The 23,642-nt window shown below is 70.9% G+C and carries 25 protein-coding genes and 1 tRNA gene; 16 read left to right on the top strand and 10 right to left on the bottom strand.

The window, feature by feature from the left end:
- Window positions 1-13: 13 nt before the first annotated feature.
- Window positions 14-1,417 (bottom strand): PLP-dependent aminotransferase family protein, encoded by a 1,404-nt coding sequence (locus RWS82_RS05890; protein ID WP_314647774.1) that lies wholly within the window; start codon window positions 1,415-1,417, stop codon window positions 14-16.
- A gap of 95 nt (window positions 1,418-1,512) precedes the next feature.
- Between RWS82_RS05890 and RWS82_RS05885 the strand changes: the two genes are divergently transcribed.
- Window positions 1,513-2,184, top strand: coding sequence for a hypothetical protein (locus tag RWS82_RS05885; protein WP_314647772.1), 672 nt, complete (start codon window positions 1,513-1,515; stop codon window positions 2,182-2,184).
- A gap of 63 nt (window positions 2,185-2,247) precedes the next feature.
- Here the strand turns inward: RWS82_RS05885 and RWS82_RS05880 are convergent, their stop codons facing one another.
- The 6 genes from RWS82_RS05880 to aceE form a co-directional block, all read right to left on the bottom strand.
- Window positions 2,248-3,483 carry a beta-ketoacyl-[acyl-carrier-protein] synthase family protein gene (locus RWS82_RS05880; protein WP_314647771.1) on the bottom strand — a complete coding sequence of 412 codons (1,236 nt, stop codon included), beginning with the start codon at window positions 3,481-3,483 and terminating at the stop codon, window positions 2,248-2,250.
- Between the two features lie 93 nt (window positions 3,484-3,576).
- Window positions 3,577-3,825, bottom strand: coding sequence for an acyl carrier protein (locus RWS82_RS05875; RefSeq protein WP_314647770.1), 249 nt, complete (start codon window positions 3,823-3,825; stop codon window positions 3,577-3,579).
- 68 nt (window positions 3,826-3,893) lie between these two features.
- A complete protein-coding gene (locus RWS82_RS05870) occupies window positions 3,894-4,895 on the bottom strand; it encodes a beta-ketoacyl-ACP synthase III (RefSeq protein WP_314647769.1) in 1,002 nt (333 codons plus the stop codon).
- Complete coding sequence (locus tag RWS82_RS05865) at window positions 4,892-5,812, bottom strand: ACP S-malonyltransferase (RefSeq protein ID WP_314647767.1); 921 nt, start codon at window positions 5,810-5,812, stop codon at window positions 4,892-4,894. Before RWS82_RS05865 ends, RWS82_RS05870 begins: the two co-directional genes overlap by 4 nt.
- A 96-nt stretch (window positions 5,813-5,908) precedes the next feature.
- Window positions 5,909-7,111: a helix-turn-helix domain-containing protein gene (locus tag RWS82_RS05860; RefSeq protein ID WP_314648207.1), complete on the bottom strand. Its 1,203-nt coding sequence runs from the start codon at window positions 7,109-7,111 to the stop codon at window positions 5,909-5,911.
- 32 nt (window positions 7,112-7,143) lie between these two features.
- Window positions 7,144-9,870, bottom strand: a complete 2,727-nt coding sequence (gene aceE / locus RWS82_RS05855; RefSeq protein WP_314647766.1) for a pyruvate dehydrogenase (acetyl-transferring), homodimeric type — start codon at window positions 9,868-9,870, stop codon at window positions 7,144-7,146.
- A gap of 152 nt (window positions 9,871-10,022) precedes the next feature.
- On the opposite strand from aceE, the gene RWS82_RS05850 reads away from it, so the two are divergent.
- Window positions 10,023-10,095: transfer RNA gene (locus RWS82_RS05850), tRNA-Val, on the top strand.
- Here RWS82_RS05850 and RWS82_RS15170 read toward each other — a convergent pair.
- From RWS82_RS15170 to RWS82_RS05840, 3 genes are read right to left on the bottom strand one after another with little or no spacing between them, the layout of a single operon-like run.
- On the bottom strand, window positions 10,055-10,393 hold the full coding sequence (locus RWS82_RS15170) for a DUF6510 family protein (RefSeq protein WP_400190070.1): 339 nt from the start codon (window positions 10,391-10,393) through the stop codon (window positions 10,055-10,057). The two genes, RWS82_RS05850 and RWS82_RS15170, sit on opposite strands and share 41 nt — an antisense overlap.
- Entirely contained in the window at window positions 10,393-11,118 is a 726-nt protein-coding gene (locus RWS82_RS05845) for a ferredoxin reductase (protein WP_314647764.1), read from the bottom strand. Before RWS82_RS05845 ends, RWS82_RS15170 begins: the two co-directional genes overlap by 1 nt.
- Window positions 11,115-11,708 (bottom strand): molybdopterin-dependent oxidoreductase, encoded by a 594-nt coding sequence (locus tag RWS82_RS05840; protein ID WP_314647763.1) that lies wholly within the window; start codon window positions 11,706-11,708, stop codon window positions 11,115-11,117. Before RWS82_RS05840 ends, RWS82_RS05845 begins: the two co-directional genes overlap by 4 nt.
- On the opposite strand from RWS82_RS05840, the gene RWS82_RS05835 reads away from it, so the two are divergent.
- The 14 genes from RWS82_RS05835 to RWS82_RS05770 all read left to right on the top strand — a co-directional run bounded on the left by RWS82_RS05835 (window position 11,707) and on the right by RWS82_RS05770 (window position 23,638).
- Window positions 11,707-12,765, top strand: coding sequence for a sigma-70 family RNA polymerase sigma factor (locus RWS82_RS05835; RefSeq protein WP_314647761.1), 1,059 nt, complete (start codon window positions 11,707-11,709; stop codon window positions 12,763-12,765). The genes RWS82_RS05840 and RWS82_RS05835 overlap by 2 nt on opposite strands.
- Before the next feature lie 107 nt (window positions 12,766-12,872).
- Window positions 12,873-13,736, top strand: coding sequence for a flagellin (locus RWS82_RS05830; protein WP_314647759.1), 864 nt, complete (start codon window positions 12,873-12,875; stop codon window positions 13,734-13,736).
- A 108-nt stretch (window positions 13,737-13,844) separates the two neighbouring features.
- Window positions 13,845-15,209 carry a flagellar filament capping protein FliD gene (gene fliD, locus RWS82_RS05825; RefSeq protein ID WP_314647757.1) on the top strand — a complete coding sequence of 455 codons (1,365 nt, stop codon included), beginning with the start codon at window positions 13,845-13,847 and terminating at the stop codon, window positions 15,207-15,209.
- A gap of 27 nt (window positions 15,210-15,236) precedes the next feature.
- On the top strand, window positions 15,237-15,650 hold the full coding sequence (fliS, locus tag RWS82_RS05820; protein WP_314647755.1) for a flagellar export chaperone FliS: 414 nt from the start codon (window positions 15,237-15,239) through the stop codon (window positions 15,648-15,650).
- Window positions 15,651-15,655: 5 nt separating this feature from the next.
- A complete protein-coding gene (locus tag RWS82_RS05815) occupies window positions 15,656-15,931 on the top strand; it encodes a hypothetical protein (RefSeq protein WP_314647754.1) in 276 nt (91 codons plus the stop codon).
- A 109-nt stretch (window positions 15,932-16,040) separates the two neighbouring features.
- On the top strand, window positions 16,041-16,385 hold the full coding sequence (gene flgB / locus RWS82_RS05810) for a flagellar basal body rod protein FlgB (RefSeq protein ID WP_314647753.1): 345 nt from the start codon (window positions 16,041-16,043) through the stop codon (window positions 16,383-16,385).
- A complete protein-coding gene (flgC, locus tag RWS82_RS05805) occupies window positions 16,382-16,774 on the top strand; it encodes a flagellar basal body rod protein FlgC (protein ID WP_314647752.1) in 393 nt (130 codons plus the stop codon). The genes flgB and flgC overlap by 4 nt, the downstream gene beginning before the upstream one ends.
- The gene (gene fliE / locus RWS82_RS05800; protein WP_314647751.1) at window positions 16,774-17,091 is read left to right on the top strand and encodes a flagellar hook-basal body complex protein FliE; all 318 of its coding nucleotides are present in this window, start codon (window positions 16,774-16,776) and stop codon (window positions 17,089-17,091) included. Before flgC ends, fliE begins: the two co-directional genes overlap by 1 nt.
- Before the next feature lie 3 nt (window positions 17,092-17,094).
- On the top strand, window positions 17,095-18,738 hold the full coding sequence (fliF, locus tag RWS82_RS05795; protein WP_314647750.1) for a flagellar basal-body MS-ring/collar protein FliF: 1,644 nt from the start codon (window positions 17,095-17,097) through the stop codon (window positions 18,736-18,738).
- Window positions 18,735-19,823, top strand: a complete 1,089-nt coding sequence (fliG, locus tag RWS82_RS05790; RefSeq protein WP_314647748.1) for a flagellar motor switch protein FliG — start codon at window positions 18,735-18,737, stop codon at window positions 19,821-19,823. Before fliF ends, fliG begins: the two co-directional genes overlap by 4 nt.
- Window positions 19,820-20,455 (top strand): FliH/SctL family protein, encoded by a 636-nt coding sequence (locus RWS82_RS05785; RefSeq protein ID WP_314647746.1) that lies wholly within the window; start codon window positions 19,820-19,822, stop codon window positions 20,453-20,455. Before fliG ends, RWS82_RS05785 begins: the two co-directional genes overlap by 4 nt.
- Window positions 20,452-21,780 (top strand): FliI/YscN family ATPase, encoded by a 1,329-nt coding sequence (locus RWS82_RS05780; RefSeq protein WP_314647745.1) that lies wholly within the window; start codon window positions 20,452-20,454, stop codon window positions 21,778-21,780. The genes RWS82_RS05785 and RWS82_RS05780 overlap by 4 nt, the downstream gene beginning before the upstream one ends.
- Window positions 21,777-22,199, top strand: a complete 423-nt coding sequence (locus RWS82_RS05775; RefSeq protein ID WP_314647743.1) for a hypothetical protein — start codon at window positions 21,777-21,779, stop codon at window positions 22,197-22,199. Before RWS82_RS05780 ends, RWS82_RS05775 begins: the two co-directional genes overlap by 4 nt.
- Window positions 22,196-23,638, top strand: a complete 1,443-nt coding sequence (locus RWS82_RS05770) for a flagellar hook-length control protein FliK (protein WP_314647742.1) — start codon at window positions 22,196-22,198, stop codon at window positions 23,636-23,638. The genes RWS82_RS05775 and RWS82_RS05770 overlap by 4 nt, the downstream gene beginning before the upstream one ends.
- Window positions 23,639-23,642 lie beyond the last annotated feature (4 nt).

Here is a 23,642-nt window from a genome sequence, read left to right as displayed (position 1 = left end):
CGGCGGGAAGTGGTCAGATGACCGCGGCGTGCTCCAGGGCGCGGATGCCGGTCTGACGGCCTCCCTGCACGGCCACCCACGCCCGGCGCATGCGCTCCAGCGCCTCCGCCGTGCGATCGGGAGGGAGCGTGATCGGGATGCGCAGGCGGCGCTCCAGCACCCCGCCCGTCGTGAAGCGCGGGCCCGGGGGGAGCACGAGGTGCTGTTCCCGCGCGGCGAGCGAGAGGCGGGTCGACACCGGGGCGCCGAGATCGACCCAGGCCGAGAGGCCCCCGGGCGTGACGGGCATCCGCACGCCGTCGAGCTGCGCGAGGCCGCGCTGGACCGCGTCACGACCCACGCGCAGGCGTTCGCGGACGTGGGAGAGCAGCGCGGGCATGTCGCCGAGGAGCTCGACCGCGATGCACTGCTCGAGCAGGGCGGTGCCGAGTTCGAAAGACGGCCGGACCGCGAGCAGGCGATCGATGAGGTCGCGCTCGGCGCGGATCCACCCGATCCGCATCCCGCCCCAGGCGATCTTCGACATCGACCCGACGGTGATCACCCTCGGGTCGAAAGCGGCGACGGGCGTGCGCGGGCCGTCGCGATCGATGTCGAGCTCGGCGGTCGTCTCATCGACCACGAGATGCGTCCCCGCACTGCGTGCCGTGGCGGCGATACGCGCTCGCTGATCGTCGGGGAGCGACGCGCCCGTCGGGTTGTGGAAGTCGGGGATGAGGTAGGCCAGGTGGGGCCGGCCCTCGAGTAGCGATGCGGACAGGTGGTGGTGATCCCACCCGTCGACGTCGACCGGTGTGGGCAGGAGGCGGTACCCGTGCCGCTGCAGGGCTTCGAGCGCGTGCGGGAAGGTCGGTTGCTCCACCAGTGCTCGTTCGCCGCGGCGCCCGATCGTCGAGAGCACGAGGTTGAAGGCGTTGAGAGCACCCGACGTGATCATGATCTGATCGGCCGAGGTCGCAACGCCCCGGCGGGTGAATCGAGCCGCGACCGCGTCGCGCAGCTCCGGCATGCCCTGCAGTGAGTACCCGCTCGTGCCGCGGAGGGCGGCGAGGCGGGGGAGTGACCGCACCGTGGCGTCGTAGAGGCCCGGGGTCGAGTCCATCGAGGCGATCGAGAGGTCGATCGCATCCGCGTCGTCGCGGATGATCGGTCCGAGGGTGGTGTGCGGAAGTGTGATCCGGGTGCTGCCGCCGTGCAACCGCGACACGAAACCGTCGCGTTCGAGCAGCCCGTACGCCCGCGTGATCGTGGAGCGAGATCGCCCGAGCTCGAGGGCGAGCGCCCGTTCGCTCGGCAGGCGCTCTCCGACGGTCAGGCGTCCGTCGAGGATCAAAGCGCGAACGTGACCGGAGAGGGCCGAAGCGGATGCTCCGGCGACGTTCTCCGCACCGAGCTGGGCGACGAGACGGGAGGTCATGAATCCAGGATGCCGCAAAGTGGACTGCGAGAGTGAGGCCAGTTTGCCGGCAGTGGCACCATCGAGTCGCCATCACCCGGGTCCACGATGGAGGAATGCGCCTCCGCTCGATTCTCCTTCCCATCACGGCCGTCAGTCGGCGCGACCTCGTGGAACGCCTGGGTCAGCTGATCGTCGGCCTCGCTCTGTACGGCGTCGCCCTCGGGTTCATGGTGCGCGGCGGCATCGGGGTCTCGCCGTGGGACGTGCTCGCGCTCGGCGTCGCCGGCACCTCCGCGCTCGGCTACGGAACCGTCACGGTGCTGGTCTCGATCGCCGTGCTGCTGCTGTGGATCCCGCTGCGGCAGCGCGCAGGCCTCGGCACTCTGCTCAACGCGCTGCTCGTCGGAGTCGCCGCCGACCTCGCGCTCCTCGTCATCCCCGAGCCACCGTCGGTGTGGGTCGGAGCGCCGATGTTCGTGTTCGGAATGGTGCTGCTCGCCTTCGCGACGGGCCTGTACATCGCCGCCGATTTCGGGCCGGGACCGCGCGACGGTCTGATGACGGGACTCGTGCGGGTCACCGGCTGGCCGGTGTGGATCGCGCGCACGGTGCTGGAAGGCAGTGTGCTGCTCATCGGCTTCCTGCTCGGCGGCCCGGTCGGGGTCGGAACCGTGCTCTTCGCCTTCGGCGTCGGACCGCTCATCGGGATCTTCCTGCCGTGGATCACCCGCCTGCGCACCGCACGTTCGGCGAAACTCGCGGCCGAGGTGGCGGCGACGCGCTGATCGACCCCACTCATGAGAACGGCCCCCGGAGTGCTCCGGGGGCCGTTCCTCGTGCTGTCGACGTCAGGCGCTCGCGAACACCGCGACCGCGTTGTGGCCGCCGAAGCCGAAGGAGTTGCTGATGGCGATCTGCGGTCCGTCGCCGAGCGGGGTGGGCTCGACCGACAGACGGAAGGGCACAGCGGGATCCTGCTCGGTCATGTTGATGGTCGGGGGAGCGACGCGGTCTCGCAGGGCGAGGAGGGCGAAGATCGCTTCCAGTGCGCCGGTGCCACCGAGGAGGTGCCCGGTCGACGCCTTCGTGGCCGACACGGGGATCTCGTCGAGACGCTCGCCGAACACCTTCTTCAGCGCCACGTACTCGTTCGGGTCGCCCACGGGGGTCGAGGTGGCGTGGGCATTGATGTGGGTGACCTGATCGGCGGTGATGCCCGCCTCGGTCAGCGCCTGCGTCACGGCGCGCGCCGCGCCGTTGCCCTCGGGGTCGTTGCCGGTGATGTGGTACGCGTCGGCGGTGACGCCGCCGCCCAGCACGTAACCGTAGATCTTCGCACCGCGCGCCTTCGCGTGCTCCTCGGTCTCGAGGATGAGGGCGGCCGCTCCCTCGCCCATGACGAAGCCGTCACGGTCGACGGCGCCGGGGCGCGACGCGTGCGCGGGGTCGTCGTTGCGGCGGGACAGGGCTTGCGCAGAGGCGAACGACGCCATGGTGATCGGGTGGATGGCCGACTCGGTGCCGCCGGCGATGACGACGTCGGCCAGGCCCTCCTGCAGGTGGTGGAAGGCGTGGATGATCGACTCTGTGCTCGAAGCGCAGGCGCTGACGACGGTCTGCGCGTACGCGCGGGCGCCGAACTGCAGCGAGAGGTTCCCGGCGGCCGCGTTCGGCATGAGCATGGGAACGGTCAGCGGCATGACGCGGCGCGGGCCCTTCTCGCGCAGGGTGTCCCACGCGTCGAGCAGGGTCCAGAGGCCGCCGATACCGGTGGCGAAGTCGACGCCGAGGCGCTCGGGGGCGACCTCGGGCGAACCCGCATCCTCCCACGCTTCGCGTGCGGCGATCAGTGCGAACTGCGACGACGGATCGAGACGCTTGGCCTCGTGGCGCGGCAGCACCTCTTCGGGGCGGACCATGGCCTCGGCCGCGAAGGTGACGGGGAGCTCGTACTCCTTCACCCAGTCGTGCTCGAGGGTGCGGGTGCCGGACATGCCGGCGAGCAGGTTGGTCCAGTTGTCGGGAGCAGTCCCGCCGATGGCGGACGTGGCGCCGATACCGGTGACGACGATGCGCTGGGTCATGGGTGTGGTTCCTTGTCGAGCGGGATGCGGATAGAGGCGGGCAGGACGGAGGATGCCACGCCCCGGCGAGGCGGGGGTGGCATCCTGCGCGTCTTACTCCTGGCCTGCGACGATGAAGTCGACGGCGTCGCCGACGGTCTTCAGGTTCTTCACCTCGTCGTCGGGGATGGTGACGCCGAACTTCTCCTCGGCGTTGACGACGATCGTCATCATCGAGATCGAGTCGATGTCGAGGTCGTCGGTGAACGACTTCTCGAGCGCGACCTCGGAGGCGTTGATGCCCGTCTCGTCGGTGATGAGCTCTGCGAGGCCGGCGAGGACCTCATCCTTGGTGAAAGCCATGTGGTCTTCCTCTTTCTTGCGGGTTGTTTTCGGAACCGTGGAACAGTCTAGGGAACGTCGGGGCCCGCTCAGGGGAGCACGACGACCTGAGCGGCGAAGACGAGCCCCGCGCCGAAGCCGATCTGCAGGGCGAGACCGCCCGACAGCTCGGGGTGCTCGGTCATGAGGCGGTGGCTCGCGAGCGGGATCGATGCGGCCGACGTGTTGCCGGTGGTCTCGATGTCGCGCGCGATCACGGTGGTCTCCGGCAGACCGAGCTGCTTCGCGAACTCGTCGATGATGCGCATGTTGGCCTGGTGCGGGATGAAGGCCGCGATGTCGTTCGCCTCGACGCCTGCGCGCTCGAGCGCCTGCCGAGCCACCTTCGCCATCTCCCAGACGGCCCAGCGGAACACGGTCTGCCCCTCCTGGCGCAGGGTCGGCCAGGGGGTCTCGCCGTCGCGGAACTGCGTGAGCGTGCCGTTCATGCCGACGGCATCCGCCTTCGACCCGTCCGATCCCCACACGGCGGGCGCGATCCCGGGGGTCTCGCTGGGGCCGATCACCGCGGCACCGGCGCCGTCGCCCAGGAGGAACGAGATGCTGCGATCGGTCGGATCGACGATGTCGGAGAGCTTCTCGCTGCCGATCACGAGGGCGTAGCGTGCCGCGCCGGCGCGGATGAGCGCGTCGGCCTGGGTGACGGCGTAGGCGTACCCGGCGCAGGCGGCGTTCACGTCGTACGCGGCGGCGGGGTTGGCGCCGACGCGGTCGGCGACGATGGCCGACACCGACGGGCTCTGCTTGGGGTTGCTGATGGTCGCGACGATGACCAGGTCGATCTGGTCGGCGGGGATGCCGGCCTTCTCGATGGCCTCCGCACCGGCCTCGGCCGCGAGGTCGATGGCGTCGGTGCCCTTGTCGGCTCGCACGCGCGTGATGATGCCCGTGCGCTGGCGGATCCACTCGTCGCTCGAGTCGATCGGGCCGACGAGGTCGTCGTTCGGGACGGCGTTCTCGCCGCGCGCGGCACCGAACGAGTAGATGCGGGTGTAGGCGGGGCCGGTGGCCTGCGACAGGGTGGCGCTCATGCGGCTTCTCCGTTCAGCAGCGCGACGGCCGCGTCGAGGTCTTCGGGGGTCTTGACGGCGACGGTCGGCACGCCGCGCAGACCGCGCTTGGCGAGGCCCGTCAGGGCGCCGGCCGGCGCGAGTTCGATCAGGCCGGTGATGCCCCGGTCGGCGAACGACGACATGCACAGGTCCCAGCGCACGGGGGACGAGACCTGGTCCACGAGGTACGAAAGGGCCTGATCGCCGCTCTCGACGACCGAACCGTCGCGGTTCGTCCACAGCGTCAGGGCGGGGTCGCGGGGTGCGACGTCGGCGACGGCGTCGCGCAGGGCGTCGAGCGCCTGGGCCATGAAGTCGGTGTGGAACGCGCCGGCCACCTGCAGGGGGATCACGCGGGTTCCCTTGAGCGGTTCGGCAGCGAGGGCGTCGAGGCCCGCGAGCTCGCCGGCGACGACGAGCTGGCCGCCGCCGTTGTAGTTCGCGGGGGAGAGGCCCAGCTCGGTGAGGCGCGCGAGGATCGCGTCTTCGTCGCCGCCGAGAACGGCGCTCATGCCGGTGGGCGTCTGCGCCGCGGCGTCGGCCATGGCGCGCCCGCGGATGCCCACGATCCGCATGCCCGTCACGTCGTCGATCACGTCGCTGCCCACGAGGGCCGCGATCTCGCCGACCGAGTGCCCGGCGATGCCGTCGGCACGGCGACCGGCGCGGTCGACCAGCGCGGAGCCGGCCACGAGCGAGGCGGCGACGATGAGCGGCTGCGCGATGCGCGTGTCGCGGATGGTGTCGGCATCCGACGCGGTCCCGTGCTCACGCAGGTCGACTCCGGCCGCGTCGGAGTAGGCGGCGATGCGCTCGGCCACACCGTCCAGTTCGAGCCACGGGGCGAGGAAACCAGGGGTCTGCGAGCCCTGACCAGGGCAAACGACGACAATCACCACACCAGTCTGCCAACGATCACCGTCGGACGGTGGATGATCCGTCACAAGATTCCGACGAACCCTTGTGTGTGGCGTACAGCCCGGGCCGGCGGGTCAGCGCGGTGCGCGTCGTGACGCCGGACGGCGTCTGGCCTGATCAGCGGTGCCGATCGACCCGAGGATGAGGGCGGTCTGCAGGATCAGCGCCTCGCGCGGGCCCGTCGCATCCCACCCGATGACCTCGCTGACGCGCTTGAGACGGTAACGCACGGTGTTCGGGTGCACGAACAGCTCACGCGCCGTCGCCTCGAGCGAGCGGCCGTTGTCGAGGTAGCTCCACAGCGTCGTGACGAGATCGGTGGAGTGCGCCTGCAGCGGTCGGTGGATACGCTCGATCAGGGTCTGCTTCGCCAGGGGGTCTCCCGCGAGAGCCCGCTCGGGGAGCAGGTCATCCGCCTCGACGGGACGGGGAGCACCACGCCAGGCGCGCGCGACGGCGAAACCGGCGAGGGCGGCACGCGCGCTCTGACTGGCATCGACGAGGGCGGCGACGGGGGGGCCGAGCACGACGAAGCCGGGGCCGAACGAGGGCTCCAGCCGCGTCGCGATCTCGAGGAAGCTCAGCTCGTCGTCGTCGGTGTCGTTCTCCTGCTCCTCATCGCGCGCGCGACCCAGCACGAGGACGAGCCGGGAACCCTGCACACCGATCAGCACGTCGACCGACAGCTTGCGCGCGGTGCGCCGCACCTGGTCGACATCGAACTGCGGCGGGGTCGTGCCGACGAGCACTGCGACCTCACCGTGCCCGTGCCAACCCAGGGCCGCGATCCGGCTCGGGAGCTCCTCGTCGGCCTCTCCGGTGAGGATCGAGTCGACCACGAGCGCCTCGAGGCGAGCATCCCAGAGCCCTCGGGCCTCGGCGGCGCGGGCGTACACGTCGGCGGCCGCGAATGCGACGTCGCGCGAGTAGAGGAGGATCGCCTCGCGGAGGTCCTCGCCGCGACCCGCCACGCGTTCCTCGGTCACCTCGACGGTGACTCGGATGAGCTGCAGCGTCTGCTGCAGGCTCACGCTGCGGAGCAGCTCACGCGGCGCGGCGGCGAAGATGTCGGCGGCGATCCACGGGGTGGAGGTGGGGTCCTCGTACCACTGGATGAACGACGTGATGCCCGCCTGCGCCACCAGCCCGACCGCGGAGCGGCGGGCTGGTGGCATGTCGGCGTACCAGGGGAGGGTTTCCTCCAGGCGCTTGATCGTCACCGAGGCGATGTCGCCGGAGATCCGGCGCAGCCAGGTGAGCGTCGCGGCCTTGTCCATGCCGACGGGCGTGGGGCCTGTCACCGAAGGGCTCAGCTCTCGCCGCCCGCGTTGCCGCTGGTGCCGGCGTTGACGTCGTGCAGCGAGTACTTCTGGATCGCCTGCGCGGCCAGCGAGCGGTCGACGACGCCATCCTCGGCCAGGGCCTGCAGCGTGCGCACCACGATCGACGGGCCGTCGATCTTGAAGAAGCGCCGCGCCGCGGCACGGGTGTCGGAGAAGCCGAAGCCGTCGGCACCGAGCGTCGCGAAACGCTGCGGAACCCACGGGCGGATCTGGTCCTGCACCGCGTGCATGAAGTCGCTGACGGCGACGACCGGACCCTCGGCGCCCTGCAGCTTCTGTGTGAGGTAGGCCGTGCGGGGCTCTTCCTCGGGGTGCAGGAAGTTGTGCTCGTCGGCGGCGAGGCCGTCGCGGCGCAGCTCGGTCCACGAGGTGACCGACCACACGTCGGCGATCACGCCCCAGTCGTTCTTGAGCAGCTCCTGCGCCTCCAGGACCCAGGGGAGTCCGACGCCCGATGCGAACAGCTGTGCGCGGGGGCCGTCGCCCTCGCCGACGGAGACGCGGTGGATGCCGCGCACGATGCCGTCGACGTCGACACCCTCCGGCTCGGCGGGCTGCACGAGCGGCTCGTTGTAGACGGTGATGTAGTACATCACGTTCGGGTCCTCGTGGTCGCCGCCGTACATGCGCTCCAGGCCCGAGCGCATGATGTGCGCGATCTCGTACCCGTATGCCGGGTCGTACGACACCGTCGCCGGGTTGGTCGCGGCGAGCAGGTGCGAGTGGCCGTCGGCGTGCTGCAGGCCCTCACCCGTGAGGGTGGTGCGACCGGCCGTGGCGCCGATGATGAAGCCGCGCGCCATCTGGTCGCCCGCAGCCCACTGGGCGTCACCGGTGCGCTGGAACCCGAACATCGAGTAGAAGAGGTAGATCGGGATGAGCGGTTCGCCGTGCGTGGCGTACGACGTGCCGGCCGCGGTGAACGCCGCGAGGGCACCCGCCTCGTTGATGCCGACGTGCACGATCTGGCCCTGCGGGCTCTCCTTGTAGGCGAGGAGGAGCTCGCGGTCGACTGAGGTGTAGTGCTGGCCGTTGGGGTTGTAGATCTTCGCCGTCGGGAAGTACGCGTCCATGCCGAACGTGCGCGCCTCGTCGGGGATGATCGGCACGATGCGGTGCCCGAAGTCCTTCGATCGCAGGAGGTCCTTGAGCAGACGGACGAACGCCATGGTCGTGGCGATCTCCTGCGTGCCGGAGCCCTTCTTGGGCAGCGCGTAGGCCTTGTCGTCCGGGAGGTCGAGACCGACGTGCGTCGAGCGGCGCTCGGGCAGGAACCCGCCGAGGCTGCGGCGGCGCTCGAGCATGTACTGGATCGTCTCGTCCTGAGCGCCGGGGTTGTAGTACGGCGGCAGGTACGGGTTCTCCTCGAGCTGCGCATCCGTGATCGGGATGTGCATGGCGTCGCGGAACGTCTTGAGGTTGTCCAGCGTCATCTTCTTCATCTGGTGGGTCGCGTTGCGGCCCTCGAAGTGCGGACCGAGGCCGTAGCCCTTGACGGTCTTCGCGAGGATGACGGTGGGCTTGCCCTTGTGCTCGGTCGCTGCCTTGAACGCGGCGTACACCTTGCGGTAGTCGTGACCGCCGCGCTTGAGGTTCCAGATGTCGTCGTCGGAGTAATCCTTGACGAGGGCGGCGGCGCGCTCGTCGCGGCCGAAGAAGTGCTCGCGGATGTACGCGCCGGACTCGGCCTTGTATGTCTGGTAGTCGCCGTCGGGGGTGACGTTCATGAGGTTGAGCAGCGCGCCCTCGGTGTCGCGGGCGAGCAGGTCGTCCCACTCGCGGCCCCAGACGACCTTGATGACGTTCCAGCCCGCGCCGCGGAAGAACGACTCGAGCTCCTGGACGATCTTGCCGTTACCGCGCACCGGACCATCGAGGCGCTGCAGGTTGCAGTTGACGACGAAGGTGAGGTTGTCGAGGCCCTCATTCGCCGCGACCTGCAGCTGACCGCGGCTCTCGACCTCGTCCATCTCGCCATCGCCGAGGAAGGCCCAGACGTGCGACTGCGACGTGTCTTTGATGCCGCGGTTCTCAAGGTACTTGTTCGACATCGCCTGGTAGATGGCGTTGATCGGGCCGAGACCCATCGACACCGTCGGGAACTGCCAGTACTCGGGCATGAGGCGCGGGTGCGGGTAGGAGGGCAGACCGTTGGGGCCGTGCGACTTCTCCTGGCGGAAGCCGTCGAGCTGCTGCTCGGTCAGGCGTCCCTCGAGGAAGGAGCGGGCGTAGGTGCCGGGGGAGGCGTGGCCCTGGATGAAGATCTGGTCGGCGCCGCCGGGGTTGTCCGCACCCTTGAAGAAGTGGTTGAAGCCCACCTCGTACAGGGCGGCCGACGAGGCGTAGGTCGAGATGTGGCCGCCGACGCTGATGCCGGGGCGCTGTGCGCGGTGCACGGTGATCGCGGCGTTCCAGCGGATCCACGCGCGGTAACGGCGCTCGACCTCTTCGTCGCCGGGGAACTCGGGCTCGTTCTCGGGGGCGATCGTGTTGATGTAGTCCGTGGTCGGGACCATCGGAACGCCGAGGTGCAACTCCTTCGAGCGCTTGAGCAGGCTCAGCATGATCTCGCGACCACGGCCGTGGCCCTTCGCGTCGACGAGCTCGTCGAGCGACTGCTGCCACTCACCCGTCTCTTCCGGGTCGCTGTCGAGAGAGTCCTGAGAGTACGGATCCTGATCGTGGACGGTCACGGGGAGCCTTTCGTCAAGCTGGCAGGTCATGCCGAGGAAACGGGAAGCGACGCGGGCAGCCTTGTCGACTGTGCACAACGCGCGCCGTCCTCAGCCTAGCCCTCTTGGACCATCCGGGCGCGCATCCCGGTGCCGATAGACTGGAGGCACCAGGGCCTTTAGCTCAGCTGGTAGAGCGCCACGTTTACACCGTGGATGTCGTCGGTTCGATCCCGGCAGGGCCCACTTCCGGAGCATCCGTGGCATCCACCGCCCATTCGAGACGGGTGAGCGCGCCCAGCGAGAGCGTCGCCCGTCCGCCCGTGACGAGGTGGGTCATCAGCGTGTGACCGCATCCGCGACAGAGCAGGATGACGCACGCGTCGTCGATCTCGGCGACCGCATCGGCGAGCTCGGCCACGCGGTCGCACCGCCCGCAGGTGGCGTGCGCGGTCGTCATGTCGGTGCCGAAGAGGGCGAGCAGGCGTCCGCCGGCGGCGTTGCCGTCGACCCGCTCGACGCGACCGGGGTGCTGAGCATCCATCAGGTGCCTCCGAAACGCTCGGTGCGGATGCGCTCGGGCGGGTGCCCGGCGCTCACGAGGAGGTCGGCGACGGCCTCGACGAACGGGGTCGGGCCGCAGACGTAGACGGTCGGATGCGCGGACGGCGGCAGGGTCGCCGCCGCGATGGTCTCCTCGTCGATGCGCCCGACAGGACGCGTCGACGACGGGGGAGCCGACCGGGTGTACGCCCAGTCGACCGCGAAGGCATCGCCGATCAGTTCCTGCAGCTCGTCGGCGTAGAAGGCGTCGGCGGGGGAGCGCACCGAGTACAGCAGCCGCATCGCCGGAGCATCGGGCGATTCCGCGTGCGCCCGAGCGATCGCGAGAAGGGGGACGATGCCCGACCCTCCCGCGATCAGCTGGACGGGGCCGGCGTGCGCGGGGGTCCAGACGAAGTAGCCCCCGATCGGCCCGCGGACCTCGAGCTCATCGCCGGGGCGCACGTCTTCGACGAGGTACGGCGAGACCTCCCCGTCCGCCACCTCGTCGACGGCCATTTCGATGACGTCGCCGGGCACCGCGGACGCGAGCGAGTAGGAGCGCACCGCCTGATACCCGTCTTCGGCGGTGAGGCGCACGTCGACGTGCTGGCCGGCGAGGTTCCCCGTCCAGCCGTCCACCCGCAGCTGCAGCACTCGACCATGGCTGCCCGCCGGGCGCACTGCCACGACCACGGCTCGGCGCCAGGATGAGGCACCCGTCACCAGTACCGCTCCTCTTTCCACGGGTCGCCGTGCATGTTGTAGCCGTTCTGCTCCCAGAATCCCGGGGCGTCGTCGATGCGCAGGTTCAGGCCATGCACCCACTTCGCCGACTTCCAGAAGTACAGGTGCGGGATCAGCAGTCGGGCGGGTCCGCCGTGCGCGGGTGCCAGGGGCTCGCCATCGAACTCGGTCGCGATCCACGCGCGGCCCGCGGCCAGATCGGTGCGCGCGACGTTGGTGGTGTACCCGCCGTAGGAGAACACCTCGGCGTAAGCCGCGTCGTCGTCGAGCTGCTCGAGCAAATGCGACACCGCGACGCCCCGCCAGCGCGTGTCGAGTTTCGACCAGCGGGTGACGCAGTGGATGTCGGTGGTGATGGTCTCGACCGGGAGTGCGTGCAGCTCGTCCCACGACCACGTATGACGCAGTCCGTCGCGCGCGACGATCACGAACTCCCAGGAATCGGTCGGGATCCGCGGGGTCGGCCCGGCGGAGAGGACGGGGAAGTCCTGGGTGAGGTATTGGCCCGGTGGGAGCCGGTCGTCGGACTCCCGGCGACGTGCGCCGAACCCGCGGGAGATCACACTCATGCGCGCCTGCCTTTCGCTCGTGAGGTCATTCAACCGGATGGGTGTGTCTCCTCGCCACGGCATCCGTCCGGTCGGCGGACGGCGATCGGCTGGGAGGGAAACCGACACGCACCGTTTACATAAGAATTTGCTTGTGTACGAGCGAAACCTGCTAGCTTCACACGTAAATCAGTTGATAACTCAAGGAGCCACGTTGCCGCGGGAATCTGCCTTCTCTGCTGTCTCCGGTTCACGTGCGTCCTCCTCGGCGGAGGCCGAACGGCTCGCGCGCGACAACATGCCTCTGGCGACCTTCCTCGCTCTCGAGAAGGCCCGAACCGCGCAGCACGTCGACATCGACGACCTGCTCTCGGCCGCGCGCTGGGGGCTGGCCAGGGCCGCGCTGACGTACGAGCCCGAACGCGGCATCCCCTTCGGCGCCTTCGCCCGCTCGCAGATCACCTGGGCGATGCTGTCGGACATGCGCCGTGCGGACCCCGCCGGAGAACGAGCGCGCGACAAGATCGAACTCCTCCGCACCGCCGCCGACGCCGTGCGCGAGCGGACCGGACGCGATGCGACGCCCGCCGAACTCTCGCGAGAGTCCGGCCTCGACGCATCGGTCGTCGCCGAGATGCTGCAGATCGACGACATGGTGCGCACCGCGACCAGCTTCGAGGAGCACTTCGACCCGGCCTCCGGTCGACAGGCGACCGACCTCACCGACAGCGTCATCCTGCCCGAGCACGCCGTGGAGCAGACCGAGACGCGCGGCATGCTCGTGCGCATCCTCGACGCGCTGCCCGAGGCCACCCGCCGAGTGATCCGCGGGATCTACCTCGACGACCGCATGGTCAAGGACATCGCCGAGGAGATGGGCGTGAGCCACGCCTACGTCTCGAAACTGCGTTCTCGTGGCCTCGCCCTCATGCGCGAGGCGATGGAGGCCTGGGAGAGCGGCGAAGCGGGCGATCGGTCCAACGCCGCACGCGCCGACTTCTTCGCCGCGGTGCTCGGACCGGTGCCGGCCGCGGCGCCGAAGCCGACCCGCGCAGAGCCCGTGCTCGCTCCTCTCTGAACCTCGTCGCGCCGCGGGTTACGCGGCGGCCCACCCGTCGCGAATGTGGGGTGTGCGGGTCCACGGACGGACCCGCTTCCAAATCCCATCAACCACGGAGGATGAACATGGGTCTTCAGATCGCCACCAACGTCAGTGCGCTCAACGCGTACCGCAACCTGTCGGCAAACCAGAACGACGTCTCGAAGTCGCTCGAGAAGCTCTCGAGCGGCCTGCGCATCAACCGCGCAGCCGACGACGCCGCCGGCCTCGCCATCTCCGAGGGCCTGCGTTCGCAGGTCAACGGCCTGAACGTCGCAGCCCGCAACGCGCAGGACGGCATCTCGGTCATCCAGACCGCAGAAGGCCAGCTCACCGAGGTCCACTCCATCCTGCAGCGCGTGCGCGACCTCGCGGTGCAGGCCGGTAACGACTCGAACAACCCGGACTCGCGCAAGGCGATCACCACCGAGGTGACGCAGCTCGTGGACGAGCTCGACCGCATCGCCGAGAGCGCCAACTTCAACGGCATCCAGCTGCTCGACGGCACGGCCGGCGCGGCGGGCAACGGCGTGCTGAGCTTCCAGGTCGGCGCCGACGGCTCCGCCTCGAGCCAGATCACCGTGAACCTGGGCAGCGCGAACATCGCCCAGCTGGCGACGGACCTGCGTGATGACATCCTCACCACGGCGGACGGCTTCGCCAACCCGACCGTCGCCGCGGCGACGATCGACACGGTCGACACCGCCATCAAGAGCGTGTCGTCGGCGCGCGCCGACCTCGGTGCGGTGCAGAACCGCTTCGAGTCGACGATCAACTCCCTGCAGGTCTCGGCCGAGAACCTGTCGGCGGCGAAGAGCCGCATCGCGGACACCGACATGGCGTCCGAGATGGTGAAGTACACCGCTGCGAACATCCTGCAGCAGGCCGGCACCGCCATGCTCGCGCAGGCGAACCAGTCGGGCCAGGGCGTCCTGCAGCTGCTCCGTTGAGCCGCTGCGCCTGAGGCGCATCGGGCGCCCGGGCGGGGACACCTCCGCCCGGGCGCCTTCCCATAGCAGACCCCCCGCACCGCCCCACCCCACGGAGAGCACCGGAGCATGAAACTCGACGGACTCGTATCGGGCCTGAAGACCGATGAGCTCATCACCGCGCTCATGGACGTCGCCGCGATCCCGAAGAAGCTGATCACCAACAAGATCACGGATCGCACCACGATCATCCAGAACCTCCAGTCGCTGAACACCTCGCTGCAGGCGCTCGTGGAGAAGGCGAAGACCGCCGCAGGCGCGACCTCGCTCGCCGCGTTCACCGCATCCTCCTCGTCGGAGAACGTCACCGTCGCGGCCGGGGCCACGGCGAACGCCTTCTCGACCTCGGTCGTGGTCGACGCCGTCGCCACCGCGCACTCGGTCGTCAGCGCCGCGGCCGGCTCATCGGCCTGGGGCGGAACATTCACCCTCGTCGGCGGGGACGGCGAGCCGGTCGAGATCACCCCGACCGGCACGGGCCCGCAGGACCTGGCGAAGGCCATCAACAGCGCGAAGGCCGGCGTGATGGCCACCGTCGTACCGGCGGGCACGGCCGCAGACGGCACCGCGCTCTCGCGCATCCAGATCACCGCCACCGAGACGGGCGAAGAGAATCGCTTCGCGCTGCACCGCGGCACCGCGGCACAGGTCGCCGCCGGAGGGTCGGTCGATATCGCCGCCGAAGACGGTGCAGCGGTCCTCACCACGGGGGCCGACGCGCGCGTGCGCCTCTTCGCCGGCACCGCCGCCGAGCAGACGCTGCGCAGCGCGAGCAACACGCTGAGCGTGGCAGCGGGGGTCGACATCACCGTTCGCACGGCGAGCGCCGACCCCGTCGTCGTGACCGTGGCCCTCGACCCGAAGGCGCAGGCCGCGAAGGCGGAGGCCTTCGTGAAGGAGATCGCCGGTCTGCTCACCCGCATCGACAACGGATCGAAGGCCACCGTCGGCGGAGTGGGCGAGACCACGACGCTCGGGGTCTTCACGGGCGACAGCACGGTCCGGAACCTCCGCGGGGCGATCGCGAAGGCGATGCAGCATCCCGTCGACGGTGTGTCACCCTCGATGATCGGCATCTCGACCGACAGGAACGGCGTGCTGTCGTTCGACGCCGAGAAGTTCGCGGCGGCCCTGGCCGACGACCCCGATGCGGTCCAGGCCGTCTTCTCGGGCGTCGCCGCCCGCGTGCAGGACGTGACCGGGCAGTACTCCGACAAGTACGACGGCATGCTGACGCAGCGCATCACCGGACAGCAGGACGAGGTCAAGAGCCTCAAGACGCAGTCCGAGCGCTGGGACGTGCGTCTCGAACAGCGCCGCGCCACGCTCGAGCGCACCTACTCCCAGCTCGAGGTGCAGTTGTCGAACCTGCAGGCGCAGTCGACCTGGCTCACCTCCCAGCTCGCCGGGCTCACGCCCGCGAAAGACTCCTGACCCGTCCCGTCCCCCTAGGAGAGCCGCATGCCCCTCACGTCCCTGGAGCGCGCCAAGCAGCAGTACCTCGAGCAGCAGGTCGCCTCCGCCTCGCCCGAGCGCCTGCTGACGATGCTCTACGACCGCCTGCTCGTCGACATCGATCGCGCCGCGGCTGCGCAGCAGGCATCCGACTGGTCGGCCGCCGCTCCGCACCTCACGCACGCGCAGAGCATCGTCGCCGAGCTCAGCGGCTCGCTCACCGACGCGTGGGACGGCGCCGACGACCTCCGCGCGCTCTACACGTACCTGACCGGGCGCCTCATCATCGCCAATGTCTCCCGCGATGCCGCCGCGACGGCCGAGAGCCGGGCTCTCGTCGCGCCCCTGCGCGACGCGTGGCACCAGGCCGCGGCGCTCACCGGCGACGCCCCCGCGATCGCCACCACCGCGACGGCCTGAGTCGGGTGGCGGACAACCTCGCGGCCTGGCTCGCGGTACTCGACCGCTTCGAACGCGCCCTCGACGCGGCCGACGCTCCGGACGAGACGTTCGACCCGCCCGCCGGCCCCGTACCGGACGAACTGCGTGAACGGGCCGAGGCGGTGCTCGCGCGCCAGCAGCTGATGATCAACGGGCTGCTCGCATCACGCGCGGGAGTCGCGCGAGAGCTCGCCGCCCTCCGGCGCGTGCCGGGACGCCCGGGCGGAGAAGCCCCCGTCTACCTCGACGTCGAGGGCTGAACCGACGGGTTACGCCGACCCCGCTGCGTCGCGATAGTGGGGGACGAGCACGGATCGCTCGACGCTGGGCCACGGATCGGCCTCTCCTCTCAACGTCCGGAGTACCCCCGTGCTCGAATCCGTCACCTCCAGCGCGCTCCTCAGCGCTCTCGACGGGCTGGCCCTGCGTCAGCGCGCCATCGCCGAGAACATCGCGAACGTCAACACCCCCGACTACCACGCCCAGCGCGTGACCTTCGAGGACGAACTGCGCGCCGCCGTCGCCCACGGCTCCGGCACGGTCTCGCCGACCGTCGAGCGCTCGCTCGAGCCCACGCGCCTCAACGGCAACAACGTCAACCTCGACACCGAGACGCTGTCGAACATCGACACGGTGCTGCGCTTCCAGTTCGCCAGCCAGGCGATCGGCGGTCAGGCGGCGTCGATCACCAAGGCGATCGGACAGGCGTCATGACGTTCGACGCGATCGGCATCGCCGGCACCGGCCTCACCGCGCACCGCAAGTGGCTCGACGCGCTGAGCGACAACATCGCCAACGTCAACACGGCCACGCCCGCGGGGCAGGAGCCGTTCCGCGAACGCCTGGTCGAGGTGCAGGCGGGAACGCAGAGTCCCGGCGTGTACGTCGCCGGTGTCGTCGAGTCGGATGCCGAGGCGAAACTCGTCTACGACCCCGAGCATCCGTATGCGAACGAAGACGGGTACGTGCAGTACCCGAACGTCGACCTCGGGGATCAGATGAGCATGCTCATCCTCGCCCAGCGCGGGTACGAGGCCAGCGCCGCCGTCGTCGATCGCGCGAAATCGACGTACGAGGCCGCACTGCAGATCGGACGCGGCTGATGAGCACCCCCGTCGAAGGCGTCGTCTCGACGCCGGTCTCCTCCCTCTCGGCGCTGAGCTTCGAACAGGGCACCGACCCCGCGGGTTCGGCATCCGCCGGGGCGTTCGCCACCTCGCTGTCGGGCGCGGTCGAGAACCTTCAGCAGCTGCAGTCCACGTCGAACGAGCTCGCGGTGCAGGCCGTCACGGGCGACCTGCAGGACATCCACCAGGCGATGATCGCGTCGACGCGGGCCTCGGTCACGCTCGACCTCGTCGTGGCGGTGCGCGACCGCAGTGTGTCGGCGTTCAACGAGATCATGCGGATGCAGGCCTAGCCGATGCCGAAGATGCTCTCCACGTCGTTCGACCGCGTCAAGCAGGTCGTCTCGGGCTTCTCGATCGCCCAGCGCACGATCGCCCTGATCGGGATCGCCCTGCTCGTCATGGGCGCGATCGCCCTCGGGTCGTGGCTCACGCGCCCGCAGATGAGTCCGCTGTTCACAGGGCTCAGCGCCGGCGACGCCTCGGCCGTCGTCGAGCAGCTCAAGTCGGCCGGCGTGCCGTACGAGCTGGCCGAGGGTGGGGCGACGGTCCTGGTCCCGGACGACCAGGTGTACCCCCAGCGGCTGGCGGCGGCGTCCGCCGGACTGCCGGGTGACACGAGCGAGGGCTACACGCTCCTCGACCAGATGGGCGTCACGGCGAGCGAGTTCCAGCAGTCCGTCACGTACAAGCGCGCGATCGAGGGAGAACTCGCCGGAACGATCGGGGCGATGGACGGCATCACCACCGCGTCGGTGCAGCTCGCGATCCCCGAGGAGAGCGTGTTCGTGTCGGAGCGTCAGAGCCCCACCGCATCGGTGTTCATCAAGACCCGCAACGGCTCGGAGCTCGGAGACGAGAAGATCGAGGCCATCGTGCACCTCACCAGCGCCGCGGTGCCCGGGATGACGCCCGAAGACGTGGCCGTGACCGACCAGAACGGCCGGGTGCTCTCGGCCGTCGGAGCGGGCGTCACCGGGAACTCCTCGACGCAGGCCACCGAGCACGAGGCGAAGGTCGCGGCGAGCGTCAGCCGGATGCTCGACACGATCGTCGGACCGGGGAACGCCACGGTGTCGGTCTCGGCCGATGTCGCCTCGTCGACGTCGGAGCGCATGGACGAGACGTACTCGGCGCCGGAGGGCGATGCGCTGAGTGCCTCCGAGCAGACGAAGACCGAGACCTACACGGGCGGCCAGGGGAACGGCACCGGTGTGCTCGGACCCGACAACATCGCGGTGCCGAACGGCGGCGACGGGGACGGGTCGTACGAGTTCGAGGAGACGTCGCGCAGCAACGCGGTGAACAAGACCACGGAGAAGACCATCACTCCGGCGGGCGAGGTGACGCGGCAGACCGTGAGCATCGCGCTCAACCGCGGGGCGGTGAACGGGGTGACGGCGGCGCAGGTCGAGGCGCTCGTGGCATCGGCCGCCGGCATCGACGTCGAGCGCGGCGACGAGATCGCTGTCGAGTTCGTGGAGTTCAGCGAGTCGGCGGCCGCCACGGCGCAGACGGCGCTGCAGGCCGCGGAGGAGGAGCGCGCGGCGCAGACGCAGCAGGAGATCATCCGCGCCGCGATCATCGGCGGGTCGGTGCTGCTCGCGGTCATCGTGCTCGTCGTGTTCCTCGCCCTGCGCCGACGCATGAAGCGTCGGGTGCTCTACACCGACGACGGTCCGATCGAGTACCTCGCGACCCTCTCCGAGGACGAGGAGCAGAAGCTGAAGTCGCTCAAGGGCCTCGCCGACCCGATGGCGGTCTCCGCGGTTGCGCCGACGAAGGTGCTGCCGACGGCGGTGCTCGACCTCGACGACGAGCCGGAGCCCCACGCGGTGCTCGTCGAGCGTCGGCGTCGCGAGATCGACGACCTCGCGACGCGCGAGCCGCAGACCACCGCGAACGCGCTCGCCAGTCTGATGGACGAGGCCCGGGTATGAGTCTGCTCGGAGGGCTCGTCGACGAGCAGGACGACACGGTCGAGATCTCGACGGCGCCCGTGGTGGGCGCGACGGGGGACGCCGGACCGGAGATGAGCGGGCTGCGCAAGGCCGCGATCGTGCTCATGAACATGGACCGTGCGGCGAGCGCAGAGGTGCTCCGCCATCTGGGGGAGGAGCGTGCGGAGATGCTCGCCGCCGAGCTCACCCAGCTGGGCGGGGTCGACATCGCGGCCACCGCGCGCGCCCTCGCCGAGTTCCGTCGCATCGCGCAGGGCGGCTCGGTCCCCTCGCGCGGGGGACAGGACCTGGCGACCGGTCTGCTGGAGACCGCCTTCGGGCGGGAGAAGGCCGTCGGCATGGTGGGGCGCGTGATGTCGCAGGGAACGGTGTCGTTCGACTTCCTCAACGCCGCCGATCCGGCGCAGCTCGCCGCCGTGCTCGAGGGAGAGCTGCCGACCACGGTCGCCGTGGTGCTCGCCAATCTGCGGGCGGATCGTGCCGCCGCGGTGCTCGCGGCGCTGCAGGACCCGCTGCGCACCGATGTCGCGCAGGCCATCGCCACCATGGGCACGGCGACGCAGGAGGCGATCTCGATCGTGGCGGACTCGCTGCGGGCGCGCACCGGCGTGTTCGCGATGCGCGACAACCACGAGACCATCGGCGGGGTCCAGCCGCTCGTCGAGATCATCAACCGCTCCGACACCGCGCTCGAGAAGTCGCTGCTGGCGAGCCTGGAGGGGCGTGACCTCGCGCTGGTCGAGGACATCCGCAGCCGAATGGTCACGTTCGCCGACATCGCGCGCCTCGAGGATCGCGATACGCAGCGGGTGCTGCGGGGGATCGATCTGCGGATGCTCGCGCTCGCGCTCAAGGGCGCCGACGAGCAGATCCTCGACAAGGTGCGGTCGAACATGACCGAGCGCAACCAGGAGAACCTCGCGGAGGAGACCCGCGTGCTCGGACCCGTGCGCATGCGTCAGGTCGATGAGGCGCGCGCGGAGGTCGTGCGCATCATCCGCGAGCTGGAGGCGGCCGAGGAGATCACCATCTCGCGCGAGGACGAGGACGAGCTGATCGAATGAGCCCCGAACCCGCCTTCCTGCCTCTCGTGGCCCCCCGCATCGGGGAGCCGCGCGCTGACGTGCGTGCGGAGACCGAGCGGGCACGGGCGCGCGGGTACGCCGACGGTTACGCCGAGGGAAGGCGGGTGGCACGCGAGGAGGCACGTGTCGCGTCGATCGCCGTCGAGGAGCAGGTCCGGCTCGATCGGGAGGAGTTCGCCGCGGCGGCCGGTCGCGCCCTCGAGGCGCTTCACGCCGCACGCCTGGCGGTCGACGCCCGCGCGGCCGACCTGGAAGGCGTGGCCGTCGCTCGCATCGAGGACCTCGCCCTCGAACTCTCGGCGCTGATCGTGGGTGTGGAGCTGGCAGATCCCGCGCGCTCCGCCGCGCACGCCCTGCGCCGCGCCCTGGAGCAGGCACCGACCGCGGAGTGGGTGCGGGTCGCTCTGGACGAGCGCGACCTCGCGGTGCTGCGTGGAGACGCGACGTCGGCCGCTCTGCTCGACCGCCTCGCCGTGGACGCGTCGCCCGCCGTCGGCCCGGGCGGGGCGACGGTCGAGCTGGCGCACGGTCTCGTCGACACGCGGATCGGCGCGGCCTTCGCGCGCGCCGCCGCGGTGCTCCGCGGCGAAGACGACGAGGGAGTCGCATGAGCGACGCGACCCCGACGTGGACCCGTGTGCGCGAGGCCGTGCGTCCCGAGCGCTCCGGCGTCGTGACGAGCGTGCGCGGCCTCGGCGTGGAGGTGCGGGGCATCGACGCGGCGGTGGGCGACCGAGTGCGCATCGACACCCCGCGCGGTGCGGCGGTCGATGCCGAGGTCGTGGCCGTCGACGGCGGGTCGGCCCGGTGCATGCCCCTCGCCCCGCCGACCGGCATCACGTCCCGTGCGCGGGTGCGCCACTCGGGCGCCCCTCTCCGCATCCCGGTCGGACGCGGTCTGCTGGGTCGGGTGCTCGACGGGCTCGGGCGTCCCATCGACGGCAAGGGGCCGCTTCCGGCGGACGTGCCGCGGGTCTCGCTCGACCACGCGGCACCGAGCATCATGCACCGGCAACGTATCGACCGGCAGCTGCCCCTCGGTGTGCGCGTGCTCGACACGATGACGCCCGTCGGCACGGGGCAGCGCCTGGGGCTGTTCGCCGGCTCGGGCGTCGGCAAGTCCTCGCTGATGTCGATGATCGCCCGCGGATCGAGCGCCGATGCCACGGTCATCGCTCTCGTGGGAGAGCGCGGTCGCGAGGTGCGTGAGTTCCTCGAAGACGACCTCGGCCCCGAGGGGCTCGCGCGGTCGGTCGTGGTCGTCGCGACCTCCGATCAACCGGCGATGGCGCGCCTGCGGTCCGCTTTCGTCGCCACGCGCATCGCCGAGGCGTTCCGCGACGACGGGATGCACACCGTGCTGATGATGGACTCGCTGACGCGCGTCGCGATGGCGCAGCGCGAGATCGGTCTGAGCGCGGGGGAGCCGCCGGCGACCCGCGGATACCCGCCATCGACCTTCTCGGTGCTCGCGAACCTCCTCGAGCGCGCCGGCGCGGGAGAGGCGGGCTCGATCACCGGGCTCTACACCGTGCTCGTCGACGGCGACGACCACAACGAGCCGATCGCCGACGCCGCCCGCGGCATTCTCGACGGTCATGTCGTGCTCGACCGGGCCCTCGCGATCCGCGGCCACTTCCCGGCGGTCGATGTGCTCGGGTCGGTGTCGCGCGTGGTGTCGAAGATCACCAGCCCGGCGCAGCGGGCGGATGCCGTCGCGCTGCGCAGCGTGCTCGCGGCGCGGCGTGCGGCGAGCGACCTGATCGACATCGGCGCGTACCGCGCCGGAGCCAACCCGCTGGTCGACGCGGCCCTGGCGCAGGAGGCGGCGATCGCCGGATTCCTCACCCAGCCGATGAGCGAGCCGGCCCCCACGGCGGAGTCCTGGCGGCGTCTCGCCGACCTGGCCCACGACCTCGGAGGTGCAGCAGCATGACCTTCCCCCTGGCAGGACTCCTGCGGGTGCGCGGTGCGCAGGAGCGCATGGCCGCCGAGGAGCTGTCGCGCGCCGGTGCCGCGCGGGCGGCGGCGGAGGCCGCGGAGCAGGATGCCGTGACCGGTCTCGCGCAGATCGGCGACCGGATCGACGACGCGGCGACCCTGCTCGCCATGGCCGCAGCACGGGCATCCGGCCGGAGCGCTCTCGCCGATCTGCAGACGCTGTCGGCGCTGCGACGCGCGGAGGAGCTCGAGGCACGTACCGCGCACGTCGAGGCGAGACGCGAGCTGAAGGGCCTGGAACGGCTGGAGGACGCGCATCGCGCCAAGGCCGCGGCGGCGGAGCTGCGGAGCGAGCAGATGACGCTCGACGAGATCGCCGTGGCGCGCAGCCGCGGCGATGGGAGCGCGGCGTGAGCGCGGCACCGGCCCCGTCCACCGCCGCGGGTTCCCTGATGGTCGGCCCCACGGGCGCACGCGACGGGGCCCGCGCTTCCGGCGCAGCTCGCGACCGCGCCGCCGCCTTCGACGCGGCGCTCTCGACCGCAGATCGGATGCTCGGCGCGGATGCCGTCGGTGCTCGTGGTGTGACCGGTGTCGACGACGATGCCACCACCGCCGCACCGTGCGGCGACGCATCCGAGGCCCTCGCCTCGACGCCCACGGCGGCGGTTCCCGCCCTCTCCGGCGCGCGCGAGGGGGAGGAGCGGGAGAAGGCCTCCGCGGTCTCCACCTCGTCTGGCGGCCTTGCGAGCATCCTCGTCATCCCGGCCGAAGCCCCGCCCGCCGCCGTCACCGACCCTGCGCCGGTCCTCACTGCGGGCGGGACGTCGGTGGACGAGTCAGCGGCGGTTGATGCCGAGACGCCGGCGCAGGGGCTTTCGACGTCGGACCTTTCGGTGCGCGAGAGCCCGGCGGCGCTGTCGGCGGCGGGATCCCCGCCCGCCGGAACGAGTGGCGCCGATGAACCGCCCGCCCCCGCGAGTGGATCCCGATCGACGTCGGGCGACGACCAGCCGATCGCCGCCGCGCCCGCCCTCTCCTCATCCGCATCCAGATCCGCGTCCGGCGCGACACCCGTGATGACGGTCGCCCGCCAGGACCTCCGCAACGTCCCGCTCTCGGCCCCAGCCCTCGCCGCGGGCGGAGGGGGTGCCGCTGCTGTGGCCGACGCATCCGCCCTGCGATCGTCGACAGCGGCGGCGGACGTCGAGGTGCCGGTCGAGGCCGCGCCGGCGGTCTCCATCCGATCCGAGCTTCCCGTCCGGGTCACCGGGGAGGTCGCTGACACGTCATTCCCCTCGCCCGCGTCTCCGGCATCCGTCGCGCCCGTCCTGCCGGGCCCCGCGCCGACGGCATCCGTCACCGCGCCGGCCGCCGCGGCCGCGACCGCGAACGCCCCGCAGCCGTTGGCCGCGCAGGTCGCACCGGCCGTGCTGCACCTCGCGCAGCGTCCGGCCGGCAGCCACCAGCTGACCATGACCATCGAGCCGGAGAGCCTCGGCCCGGTCACCGTGCGCGCGCACATCTCGGCCGACGGAGAGGTGCAGGTGCACCTCCTCGGCGCCACCGACGCCGGACGCGAGGCGCTCCGCACCCTCCTCGGCGACCTGCGGCGCGACCTCGCCGCGATCTCGCCCCACGCGAGCGTCGCCCTGGGCGCGGGGGCGGACGCCGGCGGGGGCGCCGACCGCGGGCCGTCGGGCAACACCGAGCAGGCGCCGCGCGATCAAGCCCGCGGCCGCGAGGCAACGCACGCAGACACCCGCGCCGAGAGCGGAGCATCCCCGTCCGCACGCCTCGAACCCACCCCCGCCCGCCCCACCGCCGGTGCGGGCCTCGACATCTTCGCCTGAGAGG

It is taken from the genome of uncultured Microbacterium sp., from assembly GCF_963528945.1.
Lineage (GTDB): Bacteria > Actinomycetota > Actinomycetes > Actinomycetales > Microbacteriaceae > Microbacterium.
This window is presented reverse-complemented; position numbering and strand designations above follow the sequence as displayed.